General features: G+C 38.7%; 20 protein-coding genes and 2 pseudogenes. 11 read left to right on the forward strand and 11 right to left on the reverse strand.

What is annotated here, in order from left to right:
* Positions 1-100: 100 nt before the first annotated feature.
* The 3 genes and pseudogenes from Xets_RS28650 to Xets_RS09435 form a co-directional block, all read right to left on the reverse strand.
* Positions 101-211 (reverse strand): annotated as a pseudogene (locus Xets_RS28650) (alkene reductase); the annotation flags it as partial.
* 447 nt (positions 212-658) lie between these two features.
* On the reverse strand, positions 659-850 hold the full coding sequence (locus tag Xets_RS09430) for a hypothetical protein (protein ID WP_099134015.1): 192 nt from the start codon (positions 848-850) through the stop codon (positions 659-661).
* 38 nt (positions 851-888) lie between these two features.
* A complete protein-coding gene (locus Xets_RS09435; RefSeq protein ID WP_187651499.1) occupies positions 889-2,220 on the reverse strand; it encodes an aspartate aminotransferase family protein in 1,332 nt (443 codons plus the stop codon).
* 378 nt (positions 2,221-2,598) lie between these two features.
* Here Xets_RS09435 and Xets_RS09440 point away from each other — a divergent pair, with 378 nt between their 5' ends.
* The 3 genes from Xets_RS09440 (at position 2,599) to Xets_RS09450 (ending at position 5,685) form a co-directional block, all read left to right on the forward strand.
* Positions 2,599-2,997 carry a hypothetical protein gene (locus Xets_RS09440; RefSeq protein ID WP_222941549.1) on the forward strand — a complete coding sequence of 133 codons (399 nt, stop codon included), beginning with the start codon at positions 2,599-2,601 and terminating at the stop codon, positions 2,995-2,997.
* Between the two features lie 204 nt (positions 2,998-3,201).
* Positions 3,202-3,603 carry a DUF2946 domain-containing protein gene (locus Xets_RS09445; RefSeq protein WP_187651501.1) on the forward strand — a complete coding sequence of 134 codons (402 nt, stop codon included), beginning with the start codon at positions 3,202-3,204 and terminating at the stop codon, positions 3,601-3,603.
* Between the two features lie 81 nt (positions 3,604-3,684).
* A complete protein-coding gene (locus tag Xets_RS09450) occupies positions 3,685-5,685 on the forward strand; it encodes a TonB-dependent copper receptor (RefSeq protein WP_187651502.1) in 2,001 nt (666 codons plus the stop codon).
* Between the two features lie 37 nt (positions 5,686-5,722).
* Here Xets_RS09450 and Xets_RS09455 read toward each other — a convergent pair whose 3' ends face one another.
* Positions 5,723-6,223: a MarR family winged helix-turn-helix transcriptional regulator gene (locus Xets_RS09455; RefSeq protein WP_099134010.1), complete on the reverse strand. Its 501-nt coding sequence runs from the start codon at positions 6,221-6,223 to the stop codon at positions 5,723-5,725.
* A gap of 163 nt (positions 6,224-6,386) precedes the next feature.
* On the opposite strand from Xets_RS09455, the gene Xets_RS09460 reads away from it, so the two are divergent.
* The 3 genes from Xets_RS09460 to Xets_RS09470 all read left to right on the forward strand — a co-directional run bounded on the left by Xets_RS09460 (position 6,387) and on the right by Xets_RS09470 (position 8,342).
* On the forward strand, positions 6,387-7,244 hold the full coding sequence (locus Xets_RS09460; protein ID WP_099134009.1) for an EamA family transporter: 858 nt from the start codon (positions 6,387-6,389) through the stop codon (positions 7,242-7,244).
* Between the two features lie 47 nt (positions 7,245-7,291).
* Positions 7,292-7,888 carry an NADPH-dependent FMN reductase gene (locus tag Xets_RS09465; RefSeq protein WP_187651503.1) on the forward strand — a complete coding sequence of 199 codons (597 nt, stop codon included), beginning with the start codon at positions 7,292-7,294 and terminating at the stop codon, positions 7,886-7,888.
* Between the two features lie 271 nt (positions 7,889-8,159).
* Positions 8,160-8,342: a type II toxin-antitoxin system prevent-host-death family antitoxin gene (locus Xets_RS09470; RefSeq protein ID WP_255430592.1), complete on the forward strand. Its 183-nt coding sequence runs from the start codon at positions 8,160-8,162 to the stop codon at positions 8,340-8,342.
* Positions 8,343-8,426: 84 nt separating this feature from the next.
* Here Xets_RS09470 and Xets_RS09475 read toward each other — a convergent pair whose 3' ends face one another.
* The gene (locus Xets_RS09475; protein WP_099132189.1) at positions 8,427-8,855 is read right to left on the reverse strand and encodes an N-acetyltransferase; all 429 of its coding nucleotides are present in this window, start codon (positions 8,853-8,855) and stop codon (positions 8,427-8,429) included.
* A gap of 23 nt (positions 8,856-8,878) precedes the next feature.
* Positions 8,879-10,273, reverse strand: a complete 1,395-nt coding sequence (locus tag Xets_RS09480; RefSeq protein WP_187651504.1) for an MFS transporter — start codon at positions 10,271-10,273, stop codon at positions 8,879-8,881.
* 105 nt (positions 10,274-10,378) lie between these two features.
* Here Xets_RS09480 and Xets_RS09485 point away from each other — a divergent pair, with 105 nt between their 5' ends.
* The 4 genes from Xets_RS09485 (at position 10,379) to Xets_RS09500 (ending at position 18,057) form a co-directional block, all read left to right on the forward strand.
* Positions 10,379-11,161 carry a helix-turn-helix transcriptional regulator gene (locus Xets_RS09485; protein ID WP_187651505.1) on the forward strand — a complete coding sequence of 261 codons (783 nt, stop codon included), beginning with the start codon at positions 10,379-10,381 and terminating at the stop codon, positions 11,159-11,161.
* Between the two features lie 530 nt (positions 11,162-11,691).
* On the forward strand, positions 11,692-14,790 hold the full coding sequence (locus tag Xets_RS09490; protein WP_187651506.1) for an autotransporter domain-containing protein: 3,099 nt from the start codon (positions 11,692-11,694) through the stop codon (positions 14,788-14,790).
* A 199-nt stretch (positions 14,791-14,989) separates the two neighbouring features.
* Complete coding sequence (locus tag Xets_RS09495; RefSeq protein WP_187651507.1) at positions 14,990-16,474, forward strand: trypsin-like peptidase domain-containing protein; 1,485 nt, start codon at positions 14,990-14,992, stop codon at positions 16,472-16,474.
* A 371-nt stretch (positions 16,475-16,845) separates the two neighbouring features.
* Positions 16,846-18,057 (forward strand): MFS transporter, encoded by a 1,212-nt coding sequence (locus Xets_RS09500; protein ID WP_187651508.1) that lies wholly within the window; start codon positions 16,846-16,848, stop codon positions 18,055-18,057.
* 117 nt (positions 18,058-18,174) lie between these two features.
* On the opposite strand, the gene Xets_RS09505 is transcribed toward Xets_RS09500, so the two are convergent.
* On the reverse strand, positions 18,175-18,996 hold the full coding sequence (locus Xets_RS09505) for an intradiol ring-cleavage dioxygenase (protein ID WP_099132194.1): 822 nt from the start codon (positions 18,994-18,996) through the stop codon (positions 18,175-18,177).
* A gap of 265 nt (positions 18,997-19,261) precedes the next feature.
* On the opposite strand from Xets_RS09505, the gene Xets_RS09510 reads away from it, so the two are divergent.
* Entirely contained in the window at positions 19,262-20,041 is a 780-nt protein-coding gene (locus Xets_RS09510) for a class I SAM-dependent methyltransferase (protein WP_099132195.1), read from the forward strand.
* Positions 20,042-20,236: 195 nt separating this feature from the next.
* On the opposite strand, the pseudogene Xets_RS09515 reads toward Xets_RS09510, so the two are convergent.
* The 4 genes and pseudogenes from Xets_RS09515 to Xets_RS09530 form a co-directional block, all read right to left on the reverse strand.
* Positions 20,237-20,353: pseudogene (locus Xets_RS09515) on the reverse strand (IS200/IS605 family transposase); the annotation flags it as partial.
* Positions 20,354-20,363: 10 nt separating this feature from the next.
* Positions 20,364-21,374 (reverse strand): hypothetical protein, encoded by a 1,011-nt coding sequence (locus Xets_RS09520; RefSeq protein WP_255430589.1) that lies wholly within the window; start codon positions 21,372-21,374, stop codon positions 20,364-20,366.
* On the reverse strand, positions 21,361-22,206 hold the full coding sequence (locus tag Xets_RS09525) for a TauD/TfdA family dioxygenase (protein WP_099132197.1): 846 nt from the start codon (positions 22,204-22,206) through the stop codon (positions 21,361-21,363). Before Xets_RS09525 ends, Xets_RS09520 begins: the two co-directional genes overlap by 14 nt.
* Positions 22,207-22,811: 605 nt before the next feature.
* Positions 22,812-24,755 carry a pyridoxal-dependent decarboxylase gene (locus Xets_RS09530; RefSeq protein ID WP_099132198.1) on the reverse strand — a complete coding sequence of 648 codons (1,944 nt, stop codon included), beginning with the start codon at positions 24,753-24,755 and terminating at the stop codon, positions 22,812-22,814.
* Positions 24,756-25,369 lie beyond the last annotated feature (614 nt).

The raw sequence follows: 25,369 nt of genomic DNA on the forward strand, positions 1-25,369 counted from the left end.
TATGACAGTAACGACAAACCACATCCACTTTAGCCATCTCTCACTCCATAATAAAAAGCAGGGAGTTTATCACAATATCTAATCATTGAGAGCGTGACCCCTCATTCGTGCGACCACGTGTTAAAGGTGCCATAACAATACGATTGGAAAGTTCAATTTCCCCTAATTTGGTAGGCGAGAAAAGATCGGTTCTAGTACTATTATCAGTCATAATATTTCCTATTTTTTATATTGATATAATGATTCGACCAATACACAATATCATAACTTAATGAAATTATAATTTGAGCAATATATGTTGGAATAATTACTTTCCATCAAGCTACTTATTATGTCTTTCTGTGATGGGGGTCCGAATGAAAACCCGTGGGTTAATGGTGTTAAGCAGATATAAGATACTATTATTATCGTTCCCTACCATACTGAATGGAATAATATTTACAATGAAGAAAAAAATAAAATACAGCAACAACAGCAACAATTGCAAGTACAACAATTTCCATATCTGGTGAAAACTCCCCTATCCTCTCAAAAAATGTTGATGTTCTACTTGCCAATGAAACAAGCTCCTATTTCCCTCGCCTTCTTTACCATGCCAGTTCCTCGGTTATTTCAGAAAATTGCATCAAGTGCATGGCAGTGATTCTGACAATACAAACTAGTGATTACCAACTGTAATTTTGCTATCGTCCGACTCACAAGAGTGAAATGAGCAAGTTGTTGCTGTTTTTATGCCCTTAGCAACTAACTTAGCCAATTCATCATACATGGAAGGAGAATCACCAAATACCCAATGCCCTGCTTTTGGATATTTACTTTCAATTAATTCCATGACTTCACTTGTTTTCATATTATCTTGCAGCTGCCCCTCATTAATGAAGATTTTCTTTATTTGATTTGGTACAGAACATCACCCACCACATTGAACAGACGATCAAGATCATCAATTTTAGCATTGAACATGGGACCAAATTGCAACGTGTCACCACCAAAACGGACATAAAAACCCGCTTTCCATAATGCAATACCGGCATCAAAAGGCCGGACAACTGCATCTCCATCCCGTGGAGCAATTTGAATGGCCCCCACCAGCCCGCAGTTACGAATATCCACGACATTTGGGCAGTGCCTCAGTGCATGTAATTTTTGTTCAAAATGTGGGGCCAATTCCGCAGCTTGTTGAGGCAGATTTTCTTTTTCCAGCAGTTCCAATGAAGCCAATCCCGCTGCACAGGCAACCGGGTGACCTGAATAAGTATAACCGTGGCTGAATTCAATCATATGTTCGGATAGAGATTGTGACATAAAGGCATCGTAGATCTTGCTGGACGCAATCACACCCCCCAAAGGAATTGCACCGTTGGTAATTTGTTTGGCAAAGTTAAGAATATCTGGGGTTACACCAAAATATTCAGCACCACTCCAGCATCCCAGGCGCCCGAAACCGGTAATCACTTCATCAAAAATCAGCAAGATATCGTATTGGGTACAGATTTCCCGTAAACGTTGTAAGTAACCTTGTGGTGGGATAATAGCGCCAGCAGAGCCAGAAAGTGGTTCAACAATAACGGCAGCGATATTGCTGGCATCATGCAATTCAATGAGTTTTAGTAGTTCATCTGCCAGTTCAGGGCCACCAGCCGCTGGCATTCCTTTAGTAAAAGCCATATTAGGTTGTAATGTATGCGGAAGATGGTCAACATCCATAAACTGACCAAACATTTTGCGATTACCCCCAATACCGCCAAGACTGGTTCCTGCGATATTGACACCATGATAACCCCGTGCCCGACCGATAAATTTAGTTTTTGCAGGTTGTCCTTGGATCCGCCAGTAAGCACGAGCCATTTTTACTGCGGTATCGGCAGCTTCTGAACCTGAACTGGTAAAAAATACATGATTTAAATCATCAGGCATAAGGCTGGCAATTCTATCTGCCAACTTAAATGACAAAGGGTGTCCATATTGGAAACCTGGGGAATAATCCAATGTTCCCAGTTGATTTGAAACAGCCTGACGAATTTCAATGCGTGAATGGCCTGCTCCACATGTCCATAATCCTGATAAGCTGTCATAAATTCGACGATCTTGATCATCAACCAGCCAGTTTCCCTCTGCTGAGACAATTAAACGTGGATCTTGTTGAAAATGACGATTAGCGCTGAACGGCATCCAATGTGCTTTAAAGTTCAATTTTTGGAAATAATTTCTATCTGGCATTTTATAGCTCCTCGCACAAGGTTGTAACCAAGAGTTTGCAATGAAACTATACTCAAGTTAAACCTCAATTATCAAATCATTAGTGATGAGTTTACTCACGTAAATGAAACTAACAAATTAAAAATAGGTATAATCATAAACATATTATGTTTTCCTTCCGCTGATTGATTTTATTATTAATGTTTGCAAACGTGGTTTATTCGTTCTTTATTTTAGATTAATTATAACCCAGTAGAAGCTTATGAAGGAGAGATTCGTTATGTTATACCTCCTAAAACTGAATATATAAATACGTTGGCACTAAGGAATGCTAATCTTGCAGGGCAATACGGTATATATGTTGATAATTTCCTTACAGGAATGAATGACGACAGAATAATGAGAGTATTTAGTGATGTTCATAATCCGTATGAAGCAGTAAGAAGATATATGTATATATTATTAGTGCGCCATTTTGGTTATGCACTCGTCAAGTGTAGAAACAATGGTAATACCGCTGGCTACGTTACTGCTCTGGTTATCGGTTATTATTATGGTACAACTGATAATACGTATGGTCGTATAACATTTATGTTCAAGACTGATAAAAATAATCCAGGTAAAGCAATAATGACAAATTATAATTATGACGATATTAAAGGACAAGCTGCTTTTTCCTTACTACAAACAGCCTTACTCACAGGGCAAAAAATGGAGATACAATGTAATGGAGAATGGGTTACAGGAATATGGGTAGGAGAAGGTGCAGGCCAGACAGTAGACAAAGGATTTCCATAATAATTGTATCTACGTGGGAAAGCTGTTTTTCTTTGAAAAGATGAGAACAGATAAAACAAGCGTTCCAGTGAATCAATGCTGCACTGGAACGCTTGTGACTGAGATAAAAATCAGGAATATACAACCCCAAAATATTTTAACAACCTCCACCCAAAATGCAGTAAGATTAGCCTTCAATCGTAGAAATTGATCCGGATCATTAGCTTGTTATCGCTTTTTCGCTTCTCACAAAGCCGAACACCCGCCATCATCGCTTTACTGGCGATTTTGATGTTGTTTATTGCACCCGTGGTATCAAAAACGCTGGAGCACCATCGTGAAGGAATAAGAAGCGAAATAAATCACTGCATGTCTATGTCCGATATGCCATCGACACACACTATGAATCATCATGGTGTGGATCATGTTCATATGGAATTGATGGATGATATCGCTTGTGGTTACTGCCAGCTTCTGATTAATCTGCCATTATTAGCAGGTGGTTTTGTTCCTTTCATTCTACTGACACTAATTGTGTCCCGGGCACCACCAGTATCGCGCTTCTTTGGTCCCGTTATTCGGCTGTTTTACGGCGAATCACAACCACGCGCCCCACCCCTTAATTAGTCTGTCTGCTTGAAATAAACCATTTTATTTTCCTTGCCTTACGAAGTTTGTATGGCAATGTTGCTAATTAAGGGATTTTTTATGTTTACTACACGACTATTTCGTATATCACCTTTGACAGCAGCTTTGGCTATTGCACTCACAATGCCAACCAGTGGCTGGGCTGCCAATATGGAACATACCAAAGAAACACGCATTGCCTATGATCACGACAATGAAACTGTGATCACTGTAACTGCACCGGCAGTTTCACCACTTGAAGTAGCTTCTTCACTGAAGGCCCCTCGCCAACCAGTGCCTGCCAGTGATGGTTCTGATTATCTGAAAACCATTCCGGGTTTTTCACAGATCCGTAACGGTGGTACTAATGGCGATCCTGTATTCCGTGGCATGTTTGGTTCTCGTTTGAGAATGTTAATTGATGACAGTGAAATACTGGGCTCCTGCGGTGGACGTATGGATGCGCCAAGTTCTTATATTTCACCAGAAAGTTATGATGTTTTGAGTTTAGTCAAAGGCCCACAAACCGTACTCTGGGGGCCGGGTAATTCAGCGGGAACTATTCGTTTCGAGCGTATTCGCCCTCAGTTTGAACAATTTGGCACTCAAGGTAATGTCAGCACAGTGATTGGTTCTCATGGTCGTTGGGATGGTAATGCTGATCTCAGTATTGGCAATGCACTGGGTTATATCCGTTTGATCGGTAATAAATCTCGCTCCAATGATTATAAAGATGGTGATGGCAATCACGTTCCTTCCCGCTGGGATAAATGGAACACCGATGTCGCCCTGGGTTGGACACCTGATGAAAATACGTTACTTGAGCTAAGCGCTGGACAGGGTGATGGTGAAGCACGTTACGCCACACGAGGCATGGATGGCTCCCAATTCAAGCGCAAAAGTCTTGGCATACGTTTTGAAAAAACTAACATTGGCGAAGTGTTTGATAAATTCGAATCCAATTTTTATTACAATTATACCGATCATGTTATGGATAACTATTCCATGCGTTATTCGGAAATGAAAATGGCCTCAGAACCCGATCGCCTGACAATGGGTGGCCGTATGATGGGAACCTGGATATGGGAAAATTTCAAGTTCCAGAGCGGTGTGGATATGCAAACTAATATTCACCGTACCAATACCGATCGTAAGATGGCTGAAGCTGAAAGAAATGGCTGGGTGAAAAATGTCCGTTTCCGCGATTACGGTATTTTTGGTGAATTAACTTGGGATGCAACTGCACAGAATAAAGTTATCGGTGGTGCGCGATTAGATCGTGCAACAGCGTATAAATATACTACTCAACAAGAACGTAAAGAAACCCTGCCTGCTGGCTTTATTCGGCTTGAACATAACCTGAAAGAGTCCCCTGTGATGCTCTATGCCGGCATTGGTTATACCGAGCGTTTTCCTGATTTCTGGGAGTTGGTTTCGGGTAAAGCGGGCAACAATGCTTTCACTCATATCAAGCCCGAAAAAACGACCCAGTTGGATATCGGTGCACAATATAATGATAACCGCCTGAAGGGTTGGATATCAGCGTATGTGGGTAAAGTGAATGACTTTATCCTGTTCGATTATCGCAACAAGAATGCGGTGGCCGGTAACGTGAATGCCACCATTATGGGCGGAGAAACGGGGGTCGCTTATAAGTTTAACGAAAATTGGAAAACCGATGCCAGCCTGGCGTATTCCTGGGCGCAAAATACCACTAATCATCGCCCATTACCGCAGATCCCACCTTTGGAAGCTCGTTTCAGCCTGACCTGGGAACATGGCGACTGGACTAGCAGCGGTTTGCTGCGCCTGGTCAATAGCCAGCACCGAGTGGCAATCAATGAAGGTAACGTTGTAGGAAAAGACTTTGATCGTAGCAAAGACTTCGCCATTCTATCTGCCAATGCAGCCTATAAGGTGACCAAAAACGTTCAAGTTAGTGCTGGTGTTGACAATATTTTTGATAAAACCTATAGCGAACATCTTAACTTAGCGGGGAATCAGGGCTTTGGTTATTCCGGTAATACGGCAGTAAACGAGCCTGGGCGTACTTATTGGGCAAGAGTTAATATTAAGTTCTAATACTTTTATTCCTAGACCTATCTCGCCCTGACATAAATCAGGGCGAATCACTAGCTGACTCATTATCCAGCAACCAATGCCGCAGCAGTGTTGCAAGTTGCTCTTGTTGAGTTTCTGTCAGTGGTTCGAGAATGGCTTTTTGGTTCTCCAAATGGCTTTCCACTGCTTTGTCTATCAATGCCTTTCCTTCTGAGGTCAGAAAGACCTTGCAGCTACGTCGGTCTTCTTCGTTAGCAATACGCCCAATCAATCTTCGCTGTACCATATGTTCAATACGAGTGCTCATTGCTCCAGAAGTTAACATAACGGATTGATATAGCTCAGTAGGTGTAATGGGTATGTTGTTACGTCGTAGTGTCGCAAGGATATCAAACTCTATCGCACTTAGGTCGTGTTCTTTGAAAGCATGTTGCAAGCGTTGTTCAATAATCTTGTTTATGCGACATAACCGCCCAATGACGCCCATTGACGACGAATCAAGGTCTGGACGCTGTTGTTCCCACTGTATCAGTAATCGGTCAACATGATCGTACTTCATACTTTTTCCCTATTCATTTATTTTGACGAAAAGATACTTGATAAAAATCAATTAGGCCATTATTTTAATTTATCTTTACGTAAAGATACTTTTATTGATGATATATTTAAGTTGATAGAGTGATAAACAGGGTGAAAAACGAACAAACCAGAAGGGCAGCAACATGTCAGAAATTAGATCTATCCAGAATATGTTACTGACTGCATTGGCCCCAATTGTTTGGGGAAGCACTTACATTATTACGACAGAAGTATTGCCACCTAATATGCCTTTGCTAGCTTCTACCATCAGAGCGTTACCTGCCGGGATATTATTATTGTTGATTTGTCGTACCATGCCTAAAGGCATTTGGTGGTTACGTATTATGATATTGAGCTTACTTAATATCGGTGCCTTCTTCTATTTTCTCTTTGTTGCAGCGGAATATCTCCCAGGTGGAACGGCATCATTAATCGTGGCTTGCCAACCCATAATTGTTATCTTGTTAAGCACTGGCATATTGAAAACCTCCCTCACAATAAAACACATTATTTCAGCCATATTGGGTGTTATCGGGATTAGTTTATTGGTATTAAATGCAACCACCAGCCTAAACTGGCAGGGCATTATTGCAGGCTTTGTGGGATGCAATTGTATGGCTTTAGGGATTGTGCTTACCAAATATTGGAACCGCCCTACCAATTTGTCATTACTCAGTTTTACTGGCTGGCAATTAACGCTTGGGGGATTAATGTTATTGCCTGTCGCTATTTCCATAGAAGGTTTACCACAACATCTTACCGTAACCAATATTCTCGGCTACAGCTATTTATGCATGGTCGGTGCGGTGTTTTCTTATATTATCTGGTTTCGAGGAATTGAAAAGTTACCGGTTGTGACAATCTCTTTTCTGGGATTTCTTAGTGCTTTATCTGCTTGTATTTTAGGATATTTATTTCTAAAACAAACATTTTCCTTGCCACAAATACTCGGGGCATGCACCATCATTATTGCTGTTTGGCTTTCGATTCCACGGGATTAGACAAAAAATCCGATAATTCTACAACCTAATGAATAACAGGAAAATCAATGAAACTTACTATAATTTCAGGTAGTCAACGCCCAGATTCTCGCAGCCAACGTGTAGCTTGTTATTTGCAAAAATTAAGTAGCGAATATGGATTTACAGAGATAGAGCTTCTGGAGCTTTCCAATGTAGAATTGCCACTACATGATGGTTATACAACAGATATATCAGCGGAGTCTCATCCCTGGCAGCCAATTGCACAACATTTAAGAGAGAGCAAAGCATTTATCTTTGTAACTCCAGAATGGCATGGAATGTCAACTCCGGCATTGAAGAACCTTCTATTGTATTGTTCTATAGCAGAATTAGGCCATAAACCAGCATTATTGGCGAGTGTGTCAAGTGGAATTAACGGTGTTTATCCTCTTTGCGAATTAAGGATGACAGGTTTTAAAAATAACCATGTCTGTTTCTTGCCTGACCATTTAGTCTTCCGTCAAGGTGAAAGTTTGATTTCAGAAGATCTGATTTGTAACGATGAGGAATTTGAAAGCCGTGTTAACTATACGCTGAAACTGCTTGAATCTTATGCTAAAGCACTGGAGCAAGTTCGTGAAGATGTTGGCGAAGAAAGCGAAAATTATCTGTATGGTATGTAAATAAATAATATCCATTTCTTTCATACATAAACCTCGGCTCAACTATTTGAGCCGAGAGTATTTCCTTTTTCTATCGAGTAATTTCATCGAACAAGTTACAAATCATTAGCCATGCTGTATAAAAAAACAGTGTATCGTATTCTTGGCATTTTTGTTTAATAAAAAAACACAAATAGCTACTTTTGCATTCAATTAGATTAAATAATCACCTTTTCATTTATTAATACAAGTTATCTTTAAGCCTCTGGGATAATATTCCTTCTTACGGGTCCTGTGGAAGAATGGAAAACCCGTCGCAGTGGTTATCTCAATGGATGAGTACGAAAGTATTGAAACACTCAGATTAAAATTATTGCAGTCAAGAGCAGCACAGGCCCGCGTTGATATTGAATCCGGTAACACCATCGATGGCGAAGCCTTTTTTAATGAACTGGTATCAGGTCAGTACGATTAGCACTTTGCATATTGAGGAAAAAAATGTCTGTAGCCGAACTGAGTGCAGAACAATTACAGCGGGTGAAACGTATACACGACTATGCTACCCGGCATCTAAGCACATAAAATACTCTTGGCATCCAGTGTGTTCATCGACTTCTTCGCTGACAACATAAAACCCTTGCGATAAGTAAAAATCATAACTTGCCTGGTTTTGCTGATAAACGGATAGCGTGAGTTCAGTTCTTCGATTTTTGGCATCATTCATTAATGCGTTGCCAATTCCCTGCCCCTGTTTATCTGGTGATACAAAAATCGCAGCCAAACTATTTTTGTGAAGAGCGTAAAAGCCGACAACGTTAGAATTTTGTACATAGACATAAACTTCTGAAGCCGGAATATAGATGCTTCTCATGTTTTCTACCTGCGATTGCCAAAATTCAGCCGCCACAAAATTGTGAGCTTTGATAGAAGCTTCCAACCAAATAGATAGAACCGTATCCATATCTGCTTTTGTAAATGGCCTGATCATTTTTGATATCCTCGTGATTTACTCTACTTTCGATGTAATCTTTTCAATAAGTAAAATGCAATAAAAGCAGCTATAACATTGTAAAGCATACTGTAAACAAAGGCTTTTTGGTATGTAACAAAAAGCAGTGTCTCTATTTCATTAAAGTGCCATTGGACTAATATACTAACCATGGCAACACCAAAAGCGGCGCCAATTTGTTGCAAAGTTGCAATTACCCCTGATGCCATACCTGCAAATCTCACGTTAACAAAAGCTAAAACAATATTAAGTAATGGTGTCATGACAAAACCTTGACCATATCCAAGGAATATTAGAATTGGCACTATCAAAAATATGAGTGAATTTGTTGGTGATAGTGCACTAATGGCAACAATCAAGGCAATGAAAGAAAGTACATAAAGTAAGCTTCCGGTAATGATGGCCTTACTGCCAAAACGTTTAACCCAATAAGGAGCATTGAGTGAAGATAAAATGAAACCTACGCTTGCTGGAGCAAAAATCAATCCTGCATCCAATGGATTGAAACCTAAGCCATTTTGTAAAAGTAGCGCAAAAACAAGGAAGAATGAACTGGAGGTGGAATAAACAGATAAAACCAATAAACAACCTAAACTAAATTGTTTGTTTTTCAATAAATCAAAATTGAATAGCGGTGTTTTTCCTTTTGCAACATAACGTTTTTCATGGAGAAAAAATTGCAACAGCGTCAGACAAGCTAAAAAGAAAGATATCCAGCACCACATTGGCCAGTTCAATGTTGGCCCAACCAAAAGCGGTAGCAACAAAGCAGAAATACCAATGCTGGAAAGTACCACCACAGTTAAATCTAATTCTGTTTTTTCTTGAGCAATACTTTCGTTAAGATACCTCGAGAAAATTAAAGCCAATAAACCAATTGGAACATTAACCAGAAAAATTGATCGCCATTGTAAATCCCATAAATTGGCAGAAATCATCCACCCCCCCAGAGTTTGCCCTGCAATAGCAGCAAAACCTAAAGTCATTCCTAATAAACCAAATGCTCGACGACTATTATCGTCGTCAAAACTGACACGGATACTGGCATAAACTTGTGGAAATAACAGAGCTGCTGATAACCCCTGTAAAAACCGGGCAAAAATCAAAAAAGTTGCTGTAGGTGCAAAGCCACAAAGTAATGATGTTAAAGTAAAAGCGAGTATGCCTAACTGAAATAATCGCTTCCGCCCAAATAGATCGCCTAAGCGCCCTCCTGTAATCAGTAATAAACCAAATCCAATTTCATAGGTTACAATAACGAGTGTAATTTGGAATAAACTGGCTTGTAAGTGTAATTGAAGATTAGCAATGGCAATGTTGACAACGAAAAGATCAAAAATAGTCACAAATCCAGCTGATAACAAAACTGACAAGGCTAAATATTCCTTTTTAGTCATAATACAAATCCCCACAATATTTGAGATAAACGGATTTTAATCACACTATTAGCCTGTTACAATTTAACTATTTATACTATTACTAAAAGTAATGGGTTGAAATAAATGACAAAAATGAAAAGATCTCGTACTGAATTAGCTAACTTTTTACGTACTAAGAGAGAAAGTATCAGCCCTGAATCCGTTGGGTTGCCCCATATTGGACGTCGTCGTACTCCTGGATTAAGGCGCGAAGAAATAGCTGCTTTGGCAGGAGTTGGCGTAACTTGGTATACATGGTTGGAACAAGGCCGGGAAATTGGCGTATCAGCTGATTTTTTAGACAATATCGCTAAAATATTAAAACTGACTACCGTTGAACGCAGGCATTTATACCTACTGGCACACATGCGTGAGCCTGTCGAAACTGGGCAAACCTGGTGTGTTGTTTCTCCATTGATCACACAGATTATGGATGACTTATCCCCTCATTTAACTTATGTGCTGAACTTACATTGGGATGTTTTAGCTTTTAATCAACCAGCAGATGAATACTTTCGTTTCAGTCAATTTGCAGGAGAGCAGTGTAATTTCTTATGGTTATTGTTTACCAATGAGTATTATCGTGAGCTCTTGTGCTATTGGGAACGAGATGCTTATCGTTTACTTGCTAGCTTTAGGCGTGATTATGCTCTTGCCGCTAAAGACAGTTATATTCAAGAAATCGTGAATAAATTGATCAAAATATCACCTGATTTTTGTGATATGTGGCATAGACATGAAATCTATGAACCTTGTAATGGAATACGGGAGTTGAATGTGAATGGAAAAGAAACTATTTTCGATTACACATCAATGATCACTGATTTAGAAAGACATTTACGATTGATTGTTTATGTAAAAAGATAAGGTATTAGGATAACAGTTAAAACTTCTAATAATAATGTTTATATTAATAATTATTGAAACGAAACAATAAAATTTAGAACAGTTTTATTAAAAATCTTGATAGAAACAGCCATCGAATAAACCATCATCCAAGTAAACATTATAAATAGTAACCACCCCACAAAAAAACAAATTAATAACAATTAATATGTAATTAATCCACGCAATGCCAAAATCATGCCATTTTAAAAGGATTTTAAGAAGGCTAATGTTATGTATATGATTCCATTATTGTTATAAAATGGTTATAACAAAGTTAAATTTTTTCCTTGCACTTTGGGTTTAATTATTATGCTATAGCAACTTGTAGGCAGAGAATATTTATGGTTTGCATTTTTCTGTAGCTAATCCAAATATAGGTGAATTTCACCATAGCCTACTTGTTATATCTCAATCATCGTCATCGGTTTTATTAATAAGGACTTTTCAAGGAGCGATGTGCCAAACAGCGAATTGAAAGTTGCCACTTTTTGAAAAATGGAACCTCTATTATGAAAAAAAACAATTCGGCACGACCGATTTTTCTGTGGATGACAACATTATTTTTTGGATTATTACCTGTTAGTACCTCAATGGCTGCTTCTGAATATCAGGAACAGGGTAAAAAAAACTCACCGAATAGTTGGTTATCAGATGAATTTAATCATCAGTGGGGATTGGCCGCTATTGGTGCTCATTATGCTTATGCTCGTGGTTACACAGGAAAAGGTATTAATGTTGGTGTATTGGATGAAGCCGTTACCAACCATCCTGAATTTGCAGGAAAACTAAAAATTTTAAGCCCAGACGATACCTGGAATTACGATAAAAATTCCGACACTGGGATTATCAGTTTTGGGGCTCACGGTAACCATGTTTCTGGGATCATTGCAGCAAACCGGGATGGCAAGGAAATGCATGGTGTGGCATTTGATGCAGGTTTGATTACTGGGAAATATTTACAAAACCCGTATAACCGCACAGAAGCCATGATCCAAAGCAACGCACGTGTCATTAATAACAGCTGGGGTGTTCGCCCCTCCTATGAAACTGATGAGAATGGTAAGCCTAAGCGATGGGAAAATGGGACGATCAAGTATTACTCAATCACACTGCAAGATCTCATTAATTATGTCACACCAATTAAAGATAATTTGGATAGGTTAAGCCGCTCTCCGATTCCAGAGCTCGATGACTATACAACGAGAACCTCGGGCCTATTGCGTGCAGCACGTCATGGAAAATTAGTTGTTTTTGCTGCGGGGAATGCAAATAACTATAACATTACCTGGTTACATGCGGGTATGCCCTATTTCTTCCCTGACGCATTGAAAAACTACCTCAGCGTTGCCAACCTGACCAAGGAAAACGAAATTAACGTTTCATCAACGCGTTGTGGTTATACAGCCAGTTACTGTTTGTCGGCACCAGGCACAAAAATTTATAGCAGCACGGGAAAATTCGTTTCTAAAGTGAATGGAAAAATCGACGAAGATGCTTTCCAAGATGGTGAGCTGACGATTGATCCCACCTATGATGCCTACACAGGTACATCAATGGCATCACCGCATGTGGCTGGAGCCGCTGCCGTCTTGATGCAACGCTTCCCCTACATGACGGCCGGGCAGATCGCAGATGTCCTTAAAACCACGGCAACCGATTTAGGTAAGCCTGGTTTGGATGACATGTATGGTTGGGGAATGCTGAATCTGAAAGATGCTATTGATGGTCCCAAAATGTTCATCACCGAAAAGGATATTCCGAAGAAACACTATATTCCCGGTTCTTATTCCGAAACTCAATTTATCGCCAATATTCCAGGTATTGGTGGCATAGTTGAGAAAGGTACTACTGTAGAACGAGTCTGTAATAGTATTGAATGTGCTTATGACAGTTGGGGTAATAATATCTCCGGTCATGGTGGATTGACGAAAATCGGTAACGGTATACTTGAACTGGCCGGTAAAAATAGCACCTATAAAGGGCCAACTTTGGTCGAACAAGGTCGTTTATTGGTTAGCGGTTCCATAACTTCGGATGTTACTGTGCAAGATAGCGCAATTCTTGGAGGGGATGGTACTGTCGGTTCAATCATGGCCAACTCAGGGGCCAGTATTGCACCAGGCAGCTTAAGTTCTAACTCTGTCAGTTCTGGCGGCACGCTGAATGTTGCTCATGATGTTACTTTCCAAGCGGGTTCACGTTATCTGGTAAACGTTGCACCAAATAGCCAAGGGTATAGTGATCGCATTATCAGCAATGGTTTAGCTATATTGAAAGGCGGTGAAGTGCAAGTCACTCTGGAAAATAGTAGTAACCTGTTATCGAAGCAAGAAGTCCGTAGTTTTCTTGGGCAACAATATAATATTCTGCAAGCAAATCGTGGTATCAACGGCCAGTTTACTACCGTAGTACCAAACTATTTGTTTATTGGTACTGAACTTAGTTACCAACCTAATTCTCAATCTAGTTCTCGACCTAATCAGGTAATGTTGGATATAAAACGTAATTCCACCACATTTGCCAGTTTAGGAATGACCGCTAATGAGCGTGCTGTGGCTAATGCGGCTGATAAACTGAGTTGGGGACATCCGATTTATGAGAGTATCTTGATGTTTGATACAGCGGCGCAAGCCAGCCAGGCATTCCAGCAACTCTCTTCCGGTCAGATCCATGCTGATATCGCTGTGGCACAAATTAATAATAGTCGCCATCTGCGCGATACGTTGAATACCCGTTTGCGTCAGGCTAATGGTGGAACCATTGAACAGGATATCAAAGTTGATAGAAATGGTGCTTGGGGACAAGTCATAGGTAACTGGCAACGTGCTAATGGTAGCAGTGAAGTCAACGGTTATCGTGTATCCAACTATGGCGTATTATTAGGTGCGGATAAAGAGTTGAGTGATGATTGGCGGCTTGGTGTCGCTACTGGATATACCCGCTCTTCTTTGAATGGTGGATATAACACTTCAGCACGCAGTAACAATTTCCATTTGGCGCTATACGGTAGCAAACAGATTGATGCTTTGGCATTGCGTGCCGGCGCTACTTACAGTTGGCATCGTTTTGATACCAAACGTTCGGTTGCTTTTGGCAGTCAATCCGACCATCTGAAAGCGAAATATGGTGCTCAAACTGGTCAATTGTTTACTGAAGCCGCTTACGGAATAAATACTTCTTGGCTGAATCTGGAACCATTCGCCAATCTGTCTTATGTTAATTTCCGTAATGAAGGTATTAATGAACATGGCGGTGCTGCTGCATTGAACGGTAAGAAACAGTCGAAAAATGCCACCTTCTCCACATTAGGTTTACGTGTCGATCAAAAATGGCAGGCTGAAAACGAAATCACTATAGGAGCATATGGTGAATTGGGTTGGCAACATCAGTTTGGCAGTGTAGATCGGGGCACTAAATTAAGTTTTAGCAATAGCGATGCTACGTTTACTGTTAACAGTGTTGCAGCCGCACGTGATGCTGCTGTAATTAAGGTAGGGACGGAATTGGAAATTAATAAAAATACTAAACTGTCGCTGGGGTATAACGGTGTTTTATCAGGCAGTCATAAGGATAATGGTGTATTCCTGAATGCCAATTGGAAATTCTAGTCAGTAAAAATTACATATGTTCTTGATAGCAAAAACCCACTGCTGGCAATGACTGGCAGTAGCTGGCAGTGAGTTTTTTATGCCTTGAGATTTTTAGGTTTTTGTATCTGCTTTGGTACAAACCACTTTGGTAGCACTGATTAATGATTAAATCAGATAATGTATTTAAGTCATTAAACCAATCCAAAGGAGGAAAATTGTGACTTATCGTAAGATCCTATTAATCAGTTTATTTTCTGTTTCAGCAAGTTCTTTAGCTTCAAATAATAATGGTGCTCCGTTGATGAAATCAACCGATTCCGGCGCTGAAAAGTTTAGAACTGTTGGTAAATTAAATGGAACCTCAAACTGTACAGCAACCCTGATTTCTGGTGAAAATGCACCGAATAAGGATACACCAGCATTGATACTTACCGCAGGGCATTGTGTAGATAGCAATGTAGGCACAAATGATGTTATGGTTGATCAGCCTGCACCTGAATATTGGCGATATACCCCAGATTATTTCATTGATAAGAAAGATGAGTTATCACCAATAAAAGTCAACCGTATTTTATATTCAACGATGAAATATGAAGATATTGCGGTATTACAATTGGATGCAACTTATGGTGACTTAGCTAAAAAAGGCTATCATCCTTTGAAGTTGAAGAAAAACCTTGATATGAAACATCAACCTATTGTGTTGACTCATATTCCTGTCGATAACGTTGATTACAATTACGCTTATCTCAGAAAATCTGAGTGTAATATCACTGGAAAATCACCCGTCTTATATGAGGGTGGCTCTCCATGGATTTGGACTCCGGTTTTCTCCGTGAATTGTGATGGTGTAGCTGGTGGAACGTCTGGTTCCCCTGTTTTTGAGAAAGATAAAACAGACGTAATTGGTGTACTGAATACAACAGTAACACCAGGAATGACCGGCTGTGGACTTGGCAGACCTTGTACTATCGAAAATAATAAAGTCGTTTCAACAGAAGGAGCTAGTTATTTTATCCCTGTCGATAGTATTGCTAATGCGTTGACAAAGGATAGCAAGTTAGATCTGCCTAAACTGGAAAATAACAGCGGTAATATTCTGGAAAGAAGCCCACTTTGGTCACGTTGGATAACTCAGAGTGTTAATCCTGTTGGTGGTGAGAAAGCAAAATGGGACATCGTTATCAAGGAAAATGCTAACGTTAAGAGTATTCGATATAAAACAGGATTAATCAGTGATGTCGATTGTTCTGCTGAAGCAGGATACAGTGCTCCTATTCCTGTAAGCCAAAGTCCGCTGCAAAACATGCAGGTTCCTGACAAAGAAGGCATCTATAAACTCTGTGTTATTCACCAGAATAATGATGGTCAATGGCAAAAGACAAAAGATGCTTCTGTCATGTTGCGAGAAATTGATAATACTCCACCGTCAATTAAGCCCGTGTTAAATAAGGATGATTATGGAGATACTTGGCGTATAACAGCTAACGCTCGTCCGTATGATATCTCAAGTGTACAAATTAAATATGGACCTAAAGCAACAACGAATTGTGACGACAAAACAGGTTATAGCTATCCCTGGAGACTAACAATGTTGGCAAAATCTGAAGCACCATGGCGTGTTTGCGCATATGGTGAAGATATGGCAGGAAATGCTGGCCCGATTAATGTACTTGATATTGAAGCAACTACTACTAAGTAAAAAGTAAATGAACTCACTGTTGGCAAAAGCTGGCAGTGAGTTTTCCTTATATATTCTCATCCGTGCCACAGCCTAAATCTAAAATAGCATGTGCATTTTTGGCAAGTCCGACATAATAGTCGTAATCTGGTACCCATTCGTTATCGAAATCATAAAACTGAGCTAAGTTGCTGTCTTAGTAGAGTCGATAAATTGCCATATTTAATAATCCCTAGTATCTTATTTAATATCATCGTACTAATTTCCCCCTTATTTTTCGTTTTTTTCATACTATCGCCTCACCTTCAACACTCAGCATAATTTCCGAAATTTTCATCAAATAATTCTACTGTTTTACCAATCCCGTTTCTTATATCTAAGGAGGCTTAAATATGCCGCCACGTACTGTTCTATCTATGATGCTACTTATATTTTCACTTATTGTATTTTTCATTGGTGCGATGGAATTTATGGTATCACCTATGCTCAATCCTTTAGCTGATGCATTTCGGACAACAACAGACAAGGCCACTTGGCTGGTATCTGGTTATGCCCTCGCCTACTCACTTGCGGCACCAATTTTCGGTTGGTTATCTGATCGGATCAATCGACGCAAATTATTGCGGGTATCTTTGCTGTTTCTGTTCCTTGATGGATTAGCATTAACGATAGCCCCCAACTTGGAGATTGCAATTAGTTTACGTATTTTTGGTGGTATTGCTTCTGCCGCTTTGATTCCGACCATTTTTGCGCTGGTCGCAGAACTGTTTCCACCTTATAAACAGGCGTCAGCGATGGGAATTGTCATGCTTGGTATGACAGCCGGAATTGCAGGAGGCCCTATTTTTGCCGGTGTTTTGACTGAATTATTTTACTGGCAAGTGCCATTTTTAGTGAGTGCAGCAGGTTGTTTTTTGCTCTACGTTTTAAGTAAAAAAGTTTTGAGAAAAAATTACATTCCAAACCAGATTGATACCCTAAAAACTGTTCACCAAACGGTGACGTTTCAATCACTATTTCAATCACTATTTCAATTTGGATGCCAAAAAAACTTAATACGCCCCCTTATTGCGAAAGGATTTTGGAATGGTACAGCAGTATCTGCTTTTATATTAGCCGGAGAGGTCTTAAGACATCATTACGATCTGGGAACAGGAGCCGTTGGTATCTCTGTTTCTGCATTTGGTATCGGACTTTGTTTGGGTAATCTATCCGTAAGTATTGTGAAGTACCTGAATATCAGAGATGAATGTGCACTTTTGTTGGCAATAGTCTTACTTTTCATTACTTGTTCTGCATTTATGTTATTGCCCCTGTTTTTGCTTTTTAGTTTGGTTTGTCTGATGTTATGGGGATATACACTCGGCCTTGCTGCTCCGATAAGCACTTCGATTCTGGCAAATCGGGCAAAGCAGGATAAAGGTCAAATATTGGCTATCTCAGAAAGTCTGAATAATCTAACCATTCTGTTTTTACTTCCAATAGCTACTATGTCGTTGTCACAATATGGCACTGCGGTAACAATGATGATACTGGGAAGCTGTTTTATCGTGGCAATTGTGCTAACACTGAAAGATTTGTTGGTGACACTGTCACTTAACTAAAACCACTAATTACTCCTTCGAACTTTACTTCTTCTTTAGCCCAGTTTCACCGGAGTAATAATGCATAACCACTATTTCAAACTCCGGTTATGGAGATTTTTTCTAAATTATATTCACCTATACAGTGTATTTAGCCAAGTCTTTAGGGGTTATTTTCTTAGACACATTATCTTTATTAATAGATAAAACTATATTTCCGTGTAATCCATCCAAAGGATTATCACTTATTTTTTTTATTGTCAAAATTGCTGCTCTATTTTTAACTCCAGAAAAAATGGAATCATCTTCATTTTTAAGCCTATTAACATCCCTTGGAGAATACATATCATTACTCATGACTTCTTTAGATATATTCTCAGGGAAATATAGCTGGCCTACAAAATAGAATTTATCTTCCTGTCTTTTTTGTACATTCGCATTCCTTGCTGATAAATGAATATGTATAGCTCTTCCAGCATAAAAACCGGGGAAAATTGTGGTAAATCTGACTATGCCTTCTTTATCTGTCCTTTGTGCCCCACGAAGGAATGTGCTTTCATCAGTTCTCGAAATCGTTCCTATATTACTAGATGGAGCCTCAAGGTCTGGGTTTATGTATTTCCAACCTGAATATTTTCCCATTGCATTACAATGCCATATATCAATAAGGATATCATGTAGAGGTTTACAGGTTACAGAATCAATGACTTTCATTGTCAATAAAAGAGGTATTCCTGGTTCATCTTCTGTTATATTCCTTCTCAGCAATTTGTTATTTATAAAGTATGGTCCTGACATTTCCTCTGGGGTCATCTCGCAAACGCCTATATCAATACCATCCTCTTTCTTTGATTGATTATGTGAAGAGGCAAAAGCTCCTGCTGGAACCAGAGGTAATAATGAAAATACTGCACCAGTAATACTCGCCTGTTTCAGAAACAGTCTTCTTTCATTTTTCATAAAGTGGCTCCTTATATTTATATGCCATTTAATTATTGTCTGGTAAATTGGTAAGCTGTAGATTCAGATAGTAAGACGATATCTAAATATAAATAATTTCCTCTTTTTTTAATAGAGTTAAATTATGTATCATATTGATATTAAATGATAATAATGACAAAAATCAGCAAGTCTAGTTTGGGGTTCATTGAATGCTTTTTTCAACCATGAAAATAGCTTGTGGTGTACAAAAACATAATCAAAACAACCACAAGGGTTAACTATTATGCCAATCAACTTTAATTCTCCAGAAAATAGACATACTTATTTTGGTCGTGAAGCTCAGCAAGAATGGTTCGATTTAATGCAGAAGCTGGTGGAACCACGCGATAAGGAAATCGCGGATATTGGCTGTGGTGGAGGTATTTATTCTTTGGCATGGCTGAAAATGGGAGCCAAAAAGGTGACTTGCGTTGATTTTTCTCAGCAGATGCTGGCTGATACAGTGGAAAACACCCAAGGTTTGCCAAATATAGTTATCAAACAAGGGGATGCTCTTTGCACTGGTTTACCCGATAGCAGCCAGGATATTGCCTTTGAAAGAGCGCTTATCCACCATATCAGTCAGGAAAATAGAACCTCTTGTTTTGCTGAAGCCTATCGTTTATTGCGCTCTGGCGGAACGTATATTTTGCAGGACAGAACATTGCAAGATATCCAACGTCCGGGATCACCTGAACATATTCGTGGTTATCTCTTTGATATTTATCCTCACCTGCAATATTTTGAAAATCAACGCAGGCCAGACAATATTGAAGTGATCGATGGATTACAATCTGTTGGTTTTAAACAAGTGAAGGTATTTTCTCTTTTGGAAAAACGCACTACTTATAAAAATTTCTTACAGTTAGCCGCAGATTTTCAGGCGCGCAAGGGTCGATCTATTTTGCATGAATTAAGTGATGAGGAAATAGCTCATCTAATCAGGCATATTGAAAAATCGCTGGGTGCTGAGACGGATATTGTTGAGAAAGATTTTTGGACGATATGGACAGGGATAAAATGAAGTAAAGACGAAATATATAAAATAAACAAACAGATAGATAATAGAAAGGAGCTGCAACGGACGCTCCTGTCGTTAACAAATATCACCATTTTAGGCGAAATTGATACTTGATGTAGAGCGTCCATCTTATTGAACTGTCGGTGGGTGAGTGATTAACGGACTGAAAGTCCGGATACGCATCGGCTGAACGATGCGTCAATTATCCAGCCTGAAGTTATCATTCGGATAACGCTTTTTCAGGTGAGCAAACTCTTCAAACAACTTGCTTACCGTTCTTCCCTTTATTCGCCCCATGATTTCTGAGGGCGATATTTACACCTTCTCAATGTTTAGCACGGCGATGCATATCAGAGACTCCGCACATTTTGGGACTAGACAGTGGCAGATTAGATTGCATGACCTCTTGATGCGTTTTAACAGGATCAAGGAATAATTGATGAATTTCATCTATATCCAGTTTGGAAAGATAACTACTATTAATTCCTTGATAATCTTCTGGAACAGTGGTTGTGGTAGGAAAGATAAGTTGATCAGGATATAAACGGCCACTCCAAAATTGGTCGCCTTTATCCAATGGCCTGACCATACTAGGCTCAACAACCTCAGAAATTTTAGCGCTGTCAGGAAATCGCAGACTGTTTTCGGCGGCTGGGTAGTCATGAATGACCATCCAATCGACAATATTTTGCTGCCGTTCCATTAGTGTAATATCTTTAAAAAATGCTGTTAAAACAATTGGAATAACTATTCCGCCTGTATTGCGATAATATGCAATAAAGTCGAGCCGTTTCTGTAATTGCTCATTGGTATCTAGCGCACTGACAGAAACTCTCATCTCAGCCTTAACCGCAACTAAACGTTGCGCAACCTCATCAGTCATTTTTTTAAAGGATTTGGTGATAAAGATCATTAACAACCCTTCTTCTCGTGCTAATTCAGCCATTCGTGTCGATAATAGCCAATTCCATGAAGGGTCACTATTCCATCCACATCTGATGTATTTTTGCGAATCAGGTAATGCTTTTAGATCACAAGAGAAAATATCTTCATCCAAATGATTATTGATTCGTTTACCAAAGTCGATACCATTTTCCCAACTGGAGATGGCGGAAAAACACATTCCATAACAAGCCATACTTTCTGGCAAACAACCCGTTACCACATCTGTGGTTAAGCTATTAAATGGCAAATCACCAGCGATTCCTGCCCTGATTAACATAGGTTCAGCCGGACTTAGTTCGCGCCCTTGAGTATATTTTCGATTACTGTTTCTAACCAATTGAGTAATGGATTTCTCTTGTTCTTTAGTAAGGTTCATATCAAATTCCCCCAACAATCCAACCAGGTATTTCAGGTTGGTAAGATGTATCAGGATATATTTTCAATCCTTTGATAAATCTATTTCCGATGAAACATTCACGGCGGTGTAAAAGCTGGCTATTATCATATAGCAGCAAATCCCCTTCTTCCCATTGGTGTGAATAAATATTTTCTGGTGATAAGATCTTATCTAAAATGGATTTTTTGAGAATATCGGAGTTTGGTAAAATTTCTTCATCGCGGAAAAATGCGATAGTATTTTCACTGACATAAACATAACGTTTTTTCGTTTGCACATTTTCAAGAATGACAGGATGGGCAACTGTAATATGAGGCACATTGTCATGTGAGGAAGCAGGCTGGCGAGTAGAATACAAGTTACTCAATACTGACACTTCATCATGGGTAAACGCGAGATGATTTACTGATGTTGAAGCGAAAGATGTATTACCACCGCTAAATTGCACGACTTCACCATATAAGATGCTAACTGAAGCCGGGTTAACCCTAAATTCCTGATCAGAATGCCAATAATCGGTATCATTTCCGGCAAAACCCAGTAGTTCACCTTGACTATCACGAAGATTAGTCAAATAAGCGACATATTTTCGGTTGTCTGACAACGAAATTTTTCTGGCAGGTTCTTCAAGTTTTCCGCTTCCTATCTGTTTTGCAAAATTCACCAGTACTTCATCATCCATCTTTTGATTTTTGAAAATCAACAGCGCATACTTTGATAAGTACAATTTTATTTCTTTATACTCTTCTGATGATAACGCTGAAACATTTTGGCAAGTTATATAAGCACCAAAACTTCCTTTAATAGGCTCAATTATAAGTGACATATATTGTCCCCATAAAAATACTTATTTAGTTAAACATTAAAAATAACCGAAAACAAAATGATATGCATTGTTAAACTTCTCGATTTATCGTTTTTATTTTTAATTATATTAAATATAATTATATGTTCATTTTTTAATGTCTTTAATCTTCAGCAATATCCAATAATATTTTTTATGAACCTTATCTATTAGTTACACTTAATTAATTTATATGAGCGTTTATGAAAATGTTAATAAAATAATCCGACTTAATAATTTAAAGATTAAATTTATAGTCTTATTGAATGCTAATTTAATAGTGCTAATTTTTTCATTTAAACATCAATAACTTCAGTTCGCATTTAAAATACTTATATTTTGTGATAAAAATCACATTATTATGCTTCAAAATTGTTATTTTTTATTTTTCATATAATTACAAAATGATGTTTTCTTATTGATTGATTACATTAGAAAAATAAATAACCAATCGGATATCTTATGAGGAATAAAAGAAAAACATCTGAAATAAAAAAGAGCTTAGGTAAATGTAAGCTCTTTTTTGAGTTAAGAAATCATTTTTCAATTAGTTAAACAATATCGCTGAACATTTAAGCTTGTATTTATTAACCAATAAATGGTACTTCTAGTTCTAATTTAGAACGAAATTTTTTCTCTTCTTCATCAACAACTTGGTTCAATTTTTTAACAAAGATAGCTTGAAGTTGCTGCCAAAACTCTTCAAAGTGCTCTTCATCACGTAAGCAATAAGTCATTACCGCAGCCCGTAGTACATAGATATTGCGTACTTTCTCCCATTCACTACGGCTAAAACCACATTTCTCTGCATAGTGCCACGGTGTATCACCATATTCTTTATAATCTAATATGGTGGATGATGTGAGAAAATCATTGGCATAAGCACGCCCTGTGGAGTATGAGCAAAGCTCGTATAGACGCTTGTTAAGTGCATTATGATTGCTTAGGCTTTCGCTGCCGATTTCTTTGAACGTAAAGTTGATCATATGGAAATCAGGGGATGGAAAGATATGTACTTCAAATTGATGTTTACCGATTTCTATTGACGGTAAGTTTGCCAATTTATTCAACAACCTGTGTGCTGTGACGATACCAGCCGCAATTATTTTTCCATATCCATTAATATTCAAAGGTAACAAACGATGAGCAGCCCAAAGTGCCGCTGCTGTTGCTCCCGATTTTGAACCTTCCATGATGGATGAACCAAGAATTCCCCGATTGATGGTATTTGTTTTATCATCATGATCTTCAAACACATATGCCGCATGTGAAGAGATCAATTCGAGAATGCGCTTGTCTTTCATGCAGACAGCGCCCGCTGCATATTGAATGAAGCCAACTTTATGCGGATCCACAGTAATCGAGTCTACTTCTTTCAATGCCTTGAAGCTTTGGTAAACTTCCGGTTTTGGCCAACTGATATTTTCCGGCATGATCCCCACCGAACGGTGGTAACTAGCCAGCTCATCATATTCTACAAATTCCCCCTGCTCATTCAGGAGCATGGAACACGCATATCCTGCATAGGCAGCATCAACGTGAATATAGAATGATTCGCCATAACGTTCCTCACACTCTTTCCTCAACGCAATGACTTCATCAATCCGATCAATGGCTCCAACTTCAGTCGTTCCCACCACGGCAATCATTGCCAAGATTGGTTCACCTTGTTCAATTAATTCAAAGGTGATTTTTCGCATTTGGGCAATGTCAGTTTGATAGTTCTCATTTACAGGTAATGGAATAATGTTTTCTTGACCAATACCAAAAATATCTGCAGCTTTCATCCAAGAATAGTGCTTGGATTGTGGAACCAGTAATTTACCTAGAATTTCTGCTTTAACTCCCGTACCACGGCATGTCATATCGCGAATTTCTTCAAATAGTCCGCGTTCTTGCAGTTCGGTAATAAGATCCAAAAGTTCAGCGGTTGGCATATTTTTCAATTGCCGGGACGTTTTATGTTCGATTAGATCTTTTGCTTTAGGATGTTGAGATATAGCAAAAGGCAATGTTTTTAAATTCCTGGCTACCCATAAACCTTCATAATTAGCTACTGTGCCACCAGAAGTAATATGCCCCCAGGATTTCTGTGGGTCATAACCAAACATGCGGCAGAGATCTAATCCTGATTCAAGCTCTAATTCTGTTGTTGTCGGGGATGCTTCATAACTACAGTTATTCGGGTTGTACATCATGGCCATAACGTAGGCAAGATTAGAAACCATTAAGGTATCACTACTGATATGACCAAGGTAACGAGGAGAAAAGAAAGGAATAGATGTGTTTTTCAGTTTTGCTGACAGCTGATTTAAGATCCCTTCTGTACGATAAAGCGTTTCTCTATAGTTATGCTCATAGCGAGCAACGGATGTGACTAAAGTTGAATCTTCGGGATGAAAACCAGAACGCCAATGTAAATGTTCGCTCACTGCATAATCCATCATCTCTCTAAAAAAAACAGCGTTTTCTGATTTTGGTCCCAAAAACAATGCATCTACATTTAAATTAGGATGAAATGGTTTAGTCATGATCATGTAACCTTTTAATTGATTCTTTTTGTCTTGTCTTAAATTAAATATTTATAAAATTATTAATAGATTTGTTTTTATTTTCTGTTTTAACAACAAATGTCTTGCGGAGGTGATAACCCCCCCACAGTAACTAACTGAAAATAATTGTTTGATTTTCGATCACTGCAATTGCATAAAAAGCATTCTGCAATATTATGCCGAATAAATCTATTTTATATAGATATAAAACATAATTCTTGGAATATTAATAATAAGTTAATAATTAACTTTAATTTTGTGCGCTACCACAAAGAAATGAAAATAATACCTCATAGTATCCAATTGCAAATATTACCATTGAAATTATAAGGTATGTTACTTTCATGCATAACGTAAACCGTGACGTTGTCACAGTTTGCGTTATGTTGAGAGAAGAGTGAAAAGAACTAGGATAATCAATTGAGATAGTATGAATTATCTATCATAACGCGATGCTCGACTTTTATGGTGAGTTGAAATGACATAGCCGCTCCTTTATAACTTTAAGTTGACAAACAAAGAGAAATAAAGGAACAAAAGGCTATGTCACAACAAGATTTTATCATTTGGGTGTTTTGTTGGGTAGAGGATAA

Origin of the sequence: Xenorhabdus sp. TS4 (genome assembly GCF_014467265.1) — a bacterium.
GTDB lineage: Bacteria > Pseudomonadota > Gammaproteobacteria > Enterobacterales > Enterobacteriaceae > Xenorhabdus > Xenorhabdus ehlersii.

Bases quoted from the DNA above. Each gene is read 5' to 3' on its own strand.
- Xets_RS09485 (WP_187651505.1), top strand. From the start codon at position 10,379: ATGACAAAAATGAAAAGATCTCGTACTGAATTAGCTAACTTTTTACGT.
- Xets_RS09440 (WP_222941549.1), top strand. From the start codon at position 2,599: ATGAGAGTATTTAGTGATGTTCATAATCCGTATGAAGCAGTAAGAAGA.
- Xets_RS09490 (WP_187651506.1), top strand. From the start codon at position 11,692: ATGAAAAAAAACAATTCGGCACGACCGATTTTTCTGTGGATGACAACA.
- Xets_RS09475 (WP_099132189.1), bottom strand. From the start codon at position 8,855: ATGATCAGGCCATTTACAAAAGCAGATATGGATACGGTTCTATCTATT.
- Xets_RS09530 (WP_099132198.1), bottom strand. From the start codon at position 24,755: ATGACTAAACCATTTCATCCTAATTTAAATGTAGATGCATTGTTTTTG.
- Xets_RS09460 (WP_099134009.1), top strand. From the start codon at position 6,387: ATGTCAGAAATTAGATCTATCCAGAATATGTTACTGACTGCATTGGCC.
- Xets_RS09435 (WP_187651499.1), bottom strand. From the start codon at position 2,220: ATGCCAGATAGAAATTATTTCCAAAAATTGAACTTTAAAGCACATTGG.
- Xets_RS09455 (WP_099134010.1), bottom strand. From the start codon at position 6,223: ATGAAGTACGATCATGTTGACCGATTACTGATACAGTGGGAACAACAG.
- Xets_RS09480 (WP_187651504.1), bottom strand. From the start codon at position 10,273: ATGACTAAAAAGGAATATTTAGCCTTGTCAGTTTTGTTATCAGCTGGA.
- Xets_RS09430 (WP_099134015.1), bottom strand. From the start codon at position 850: ATGAAAACAAGTGAAGTCATGGAATTAATTGAAAGTAAATATCCAAAA.
- Xets_RS09505 (WP_099132194.1), bottom strand. From the start codon at position 18,996: ATGAAAAATGAAAGAAGACTGTTTCTGAAACAGGCGAGTATTACTGGT.
- Xets_RS09450 (WP_187651502.1), top strand. From the start codon at position 3,685: ATGTTTACTACACGACTATTTCGTATATCACCTTTGACAGCAGCTTTG.
- Xets_RS09525 (WP_099132197.1), bottom strand. From the start codon at position 22,206: ATGTCACTTATAATTGAGCCTATTAAAGGAAGTTTTGGTGCTTATATA.
- Xets_RS09510 (WP_099132195.1), top strand. From the start codon at position 19,262: ATGCCAATCAACTTTAATTCTCCAGAAAATAGACATACTTATTTTGGT.
- Xets_RS09500 (WP_187651508.1), top strand. From the start codon at position 16,846: ATGCCGCCACGTACTGTTCTATCTATGATGCTACTTATATTTTCACTT.
- Xets_RS09465 (WP_187651503.1), top strand. From the start codon at position 7,292: ATGAAACTTACTATAATTTCAGGTAGTCAACGCCCAGATTCTCGCAGC.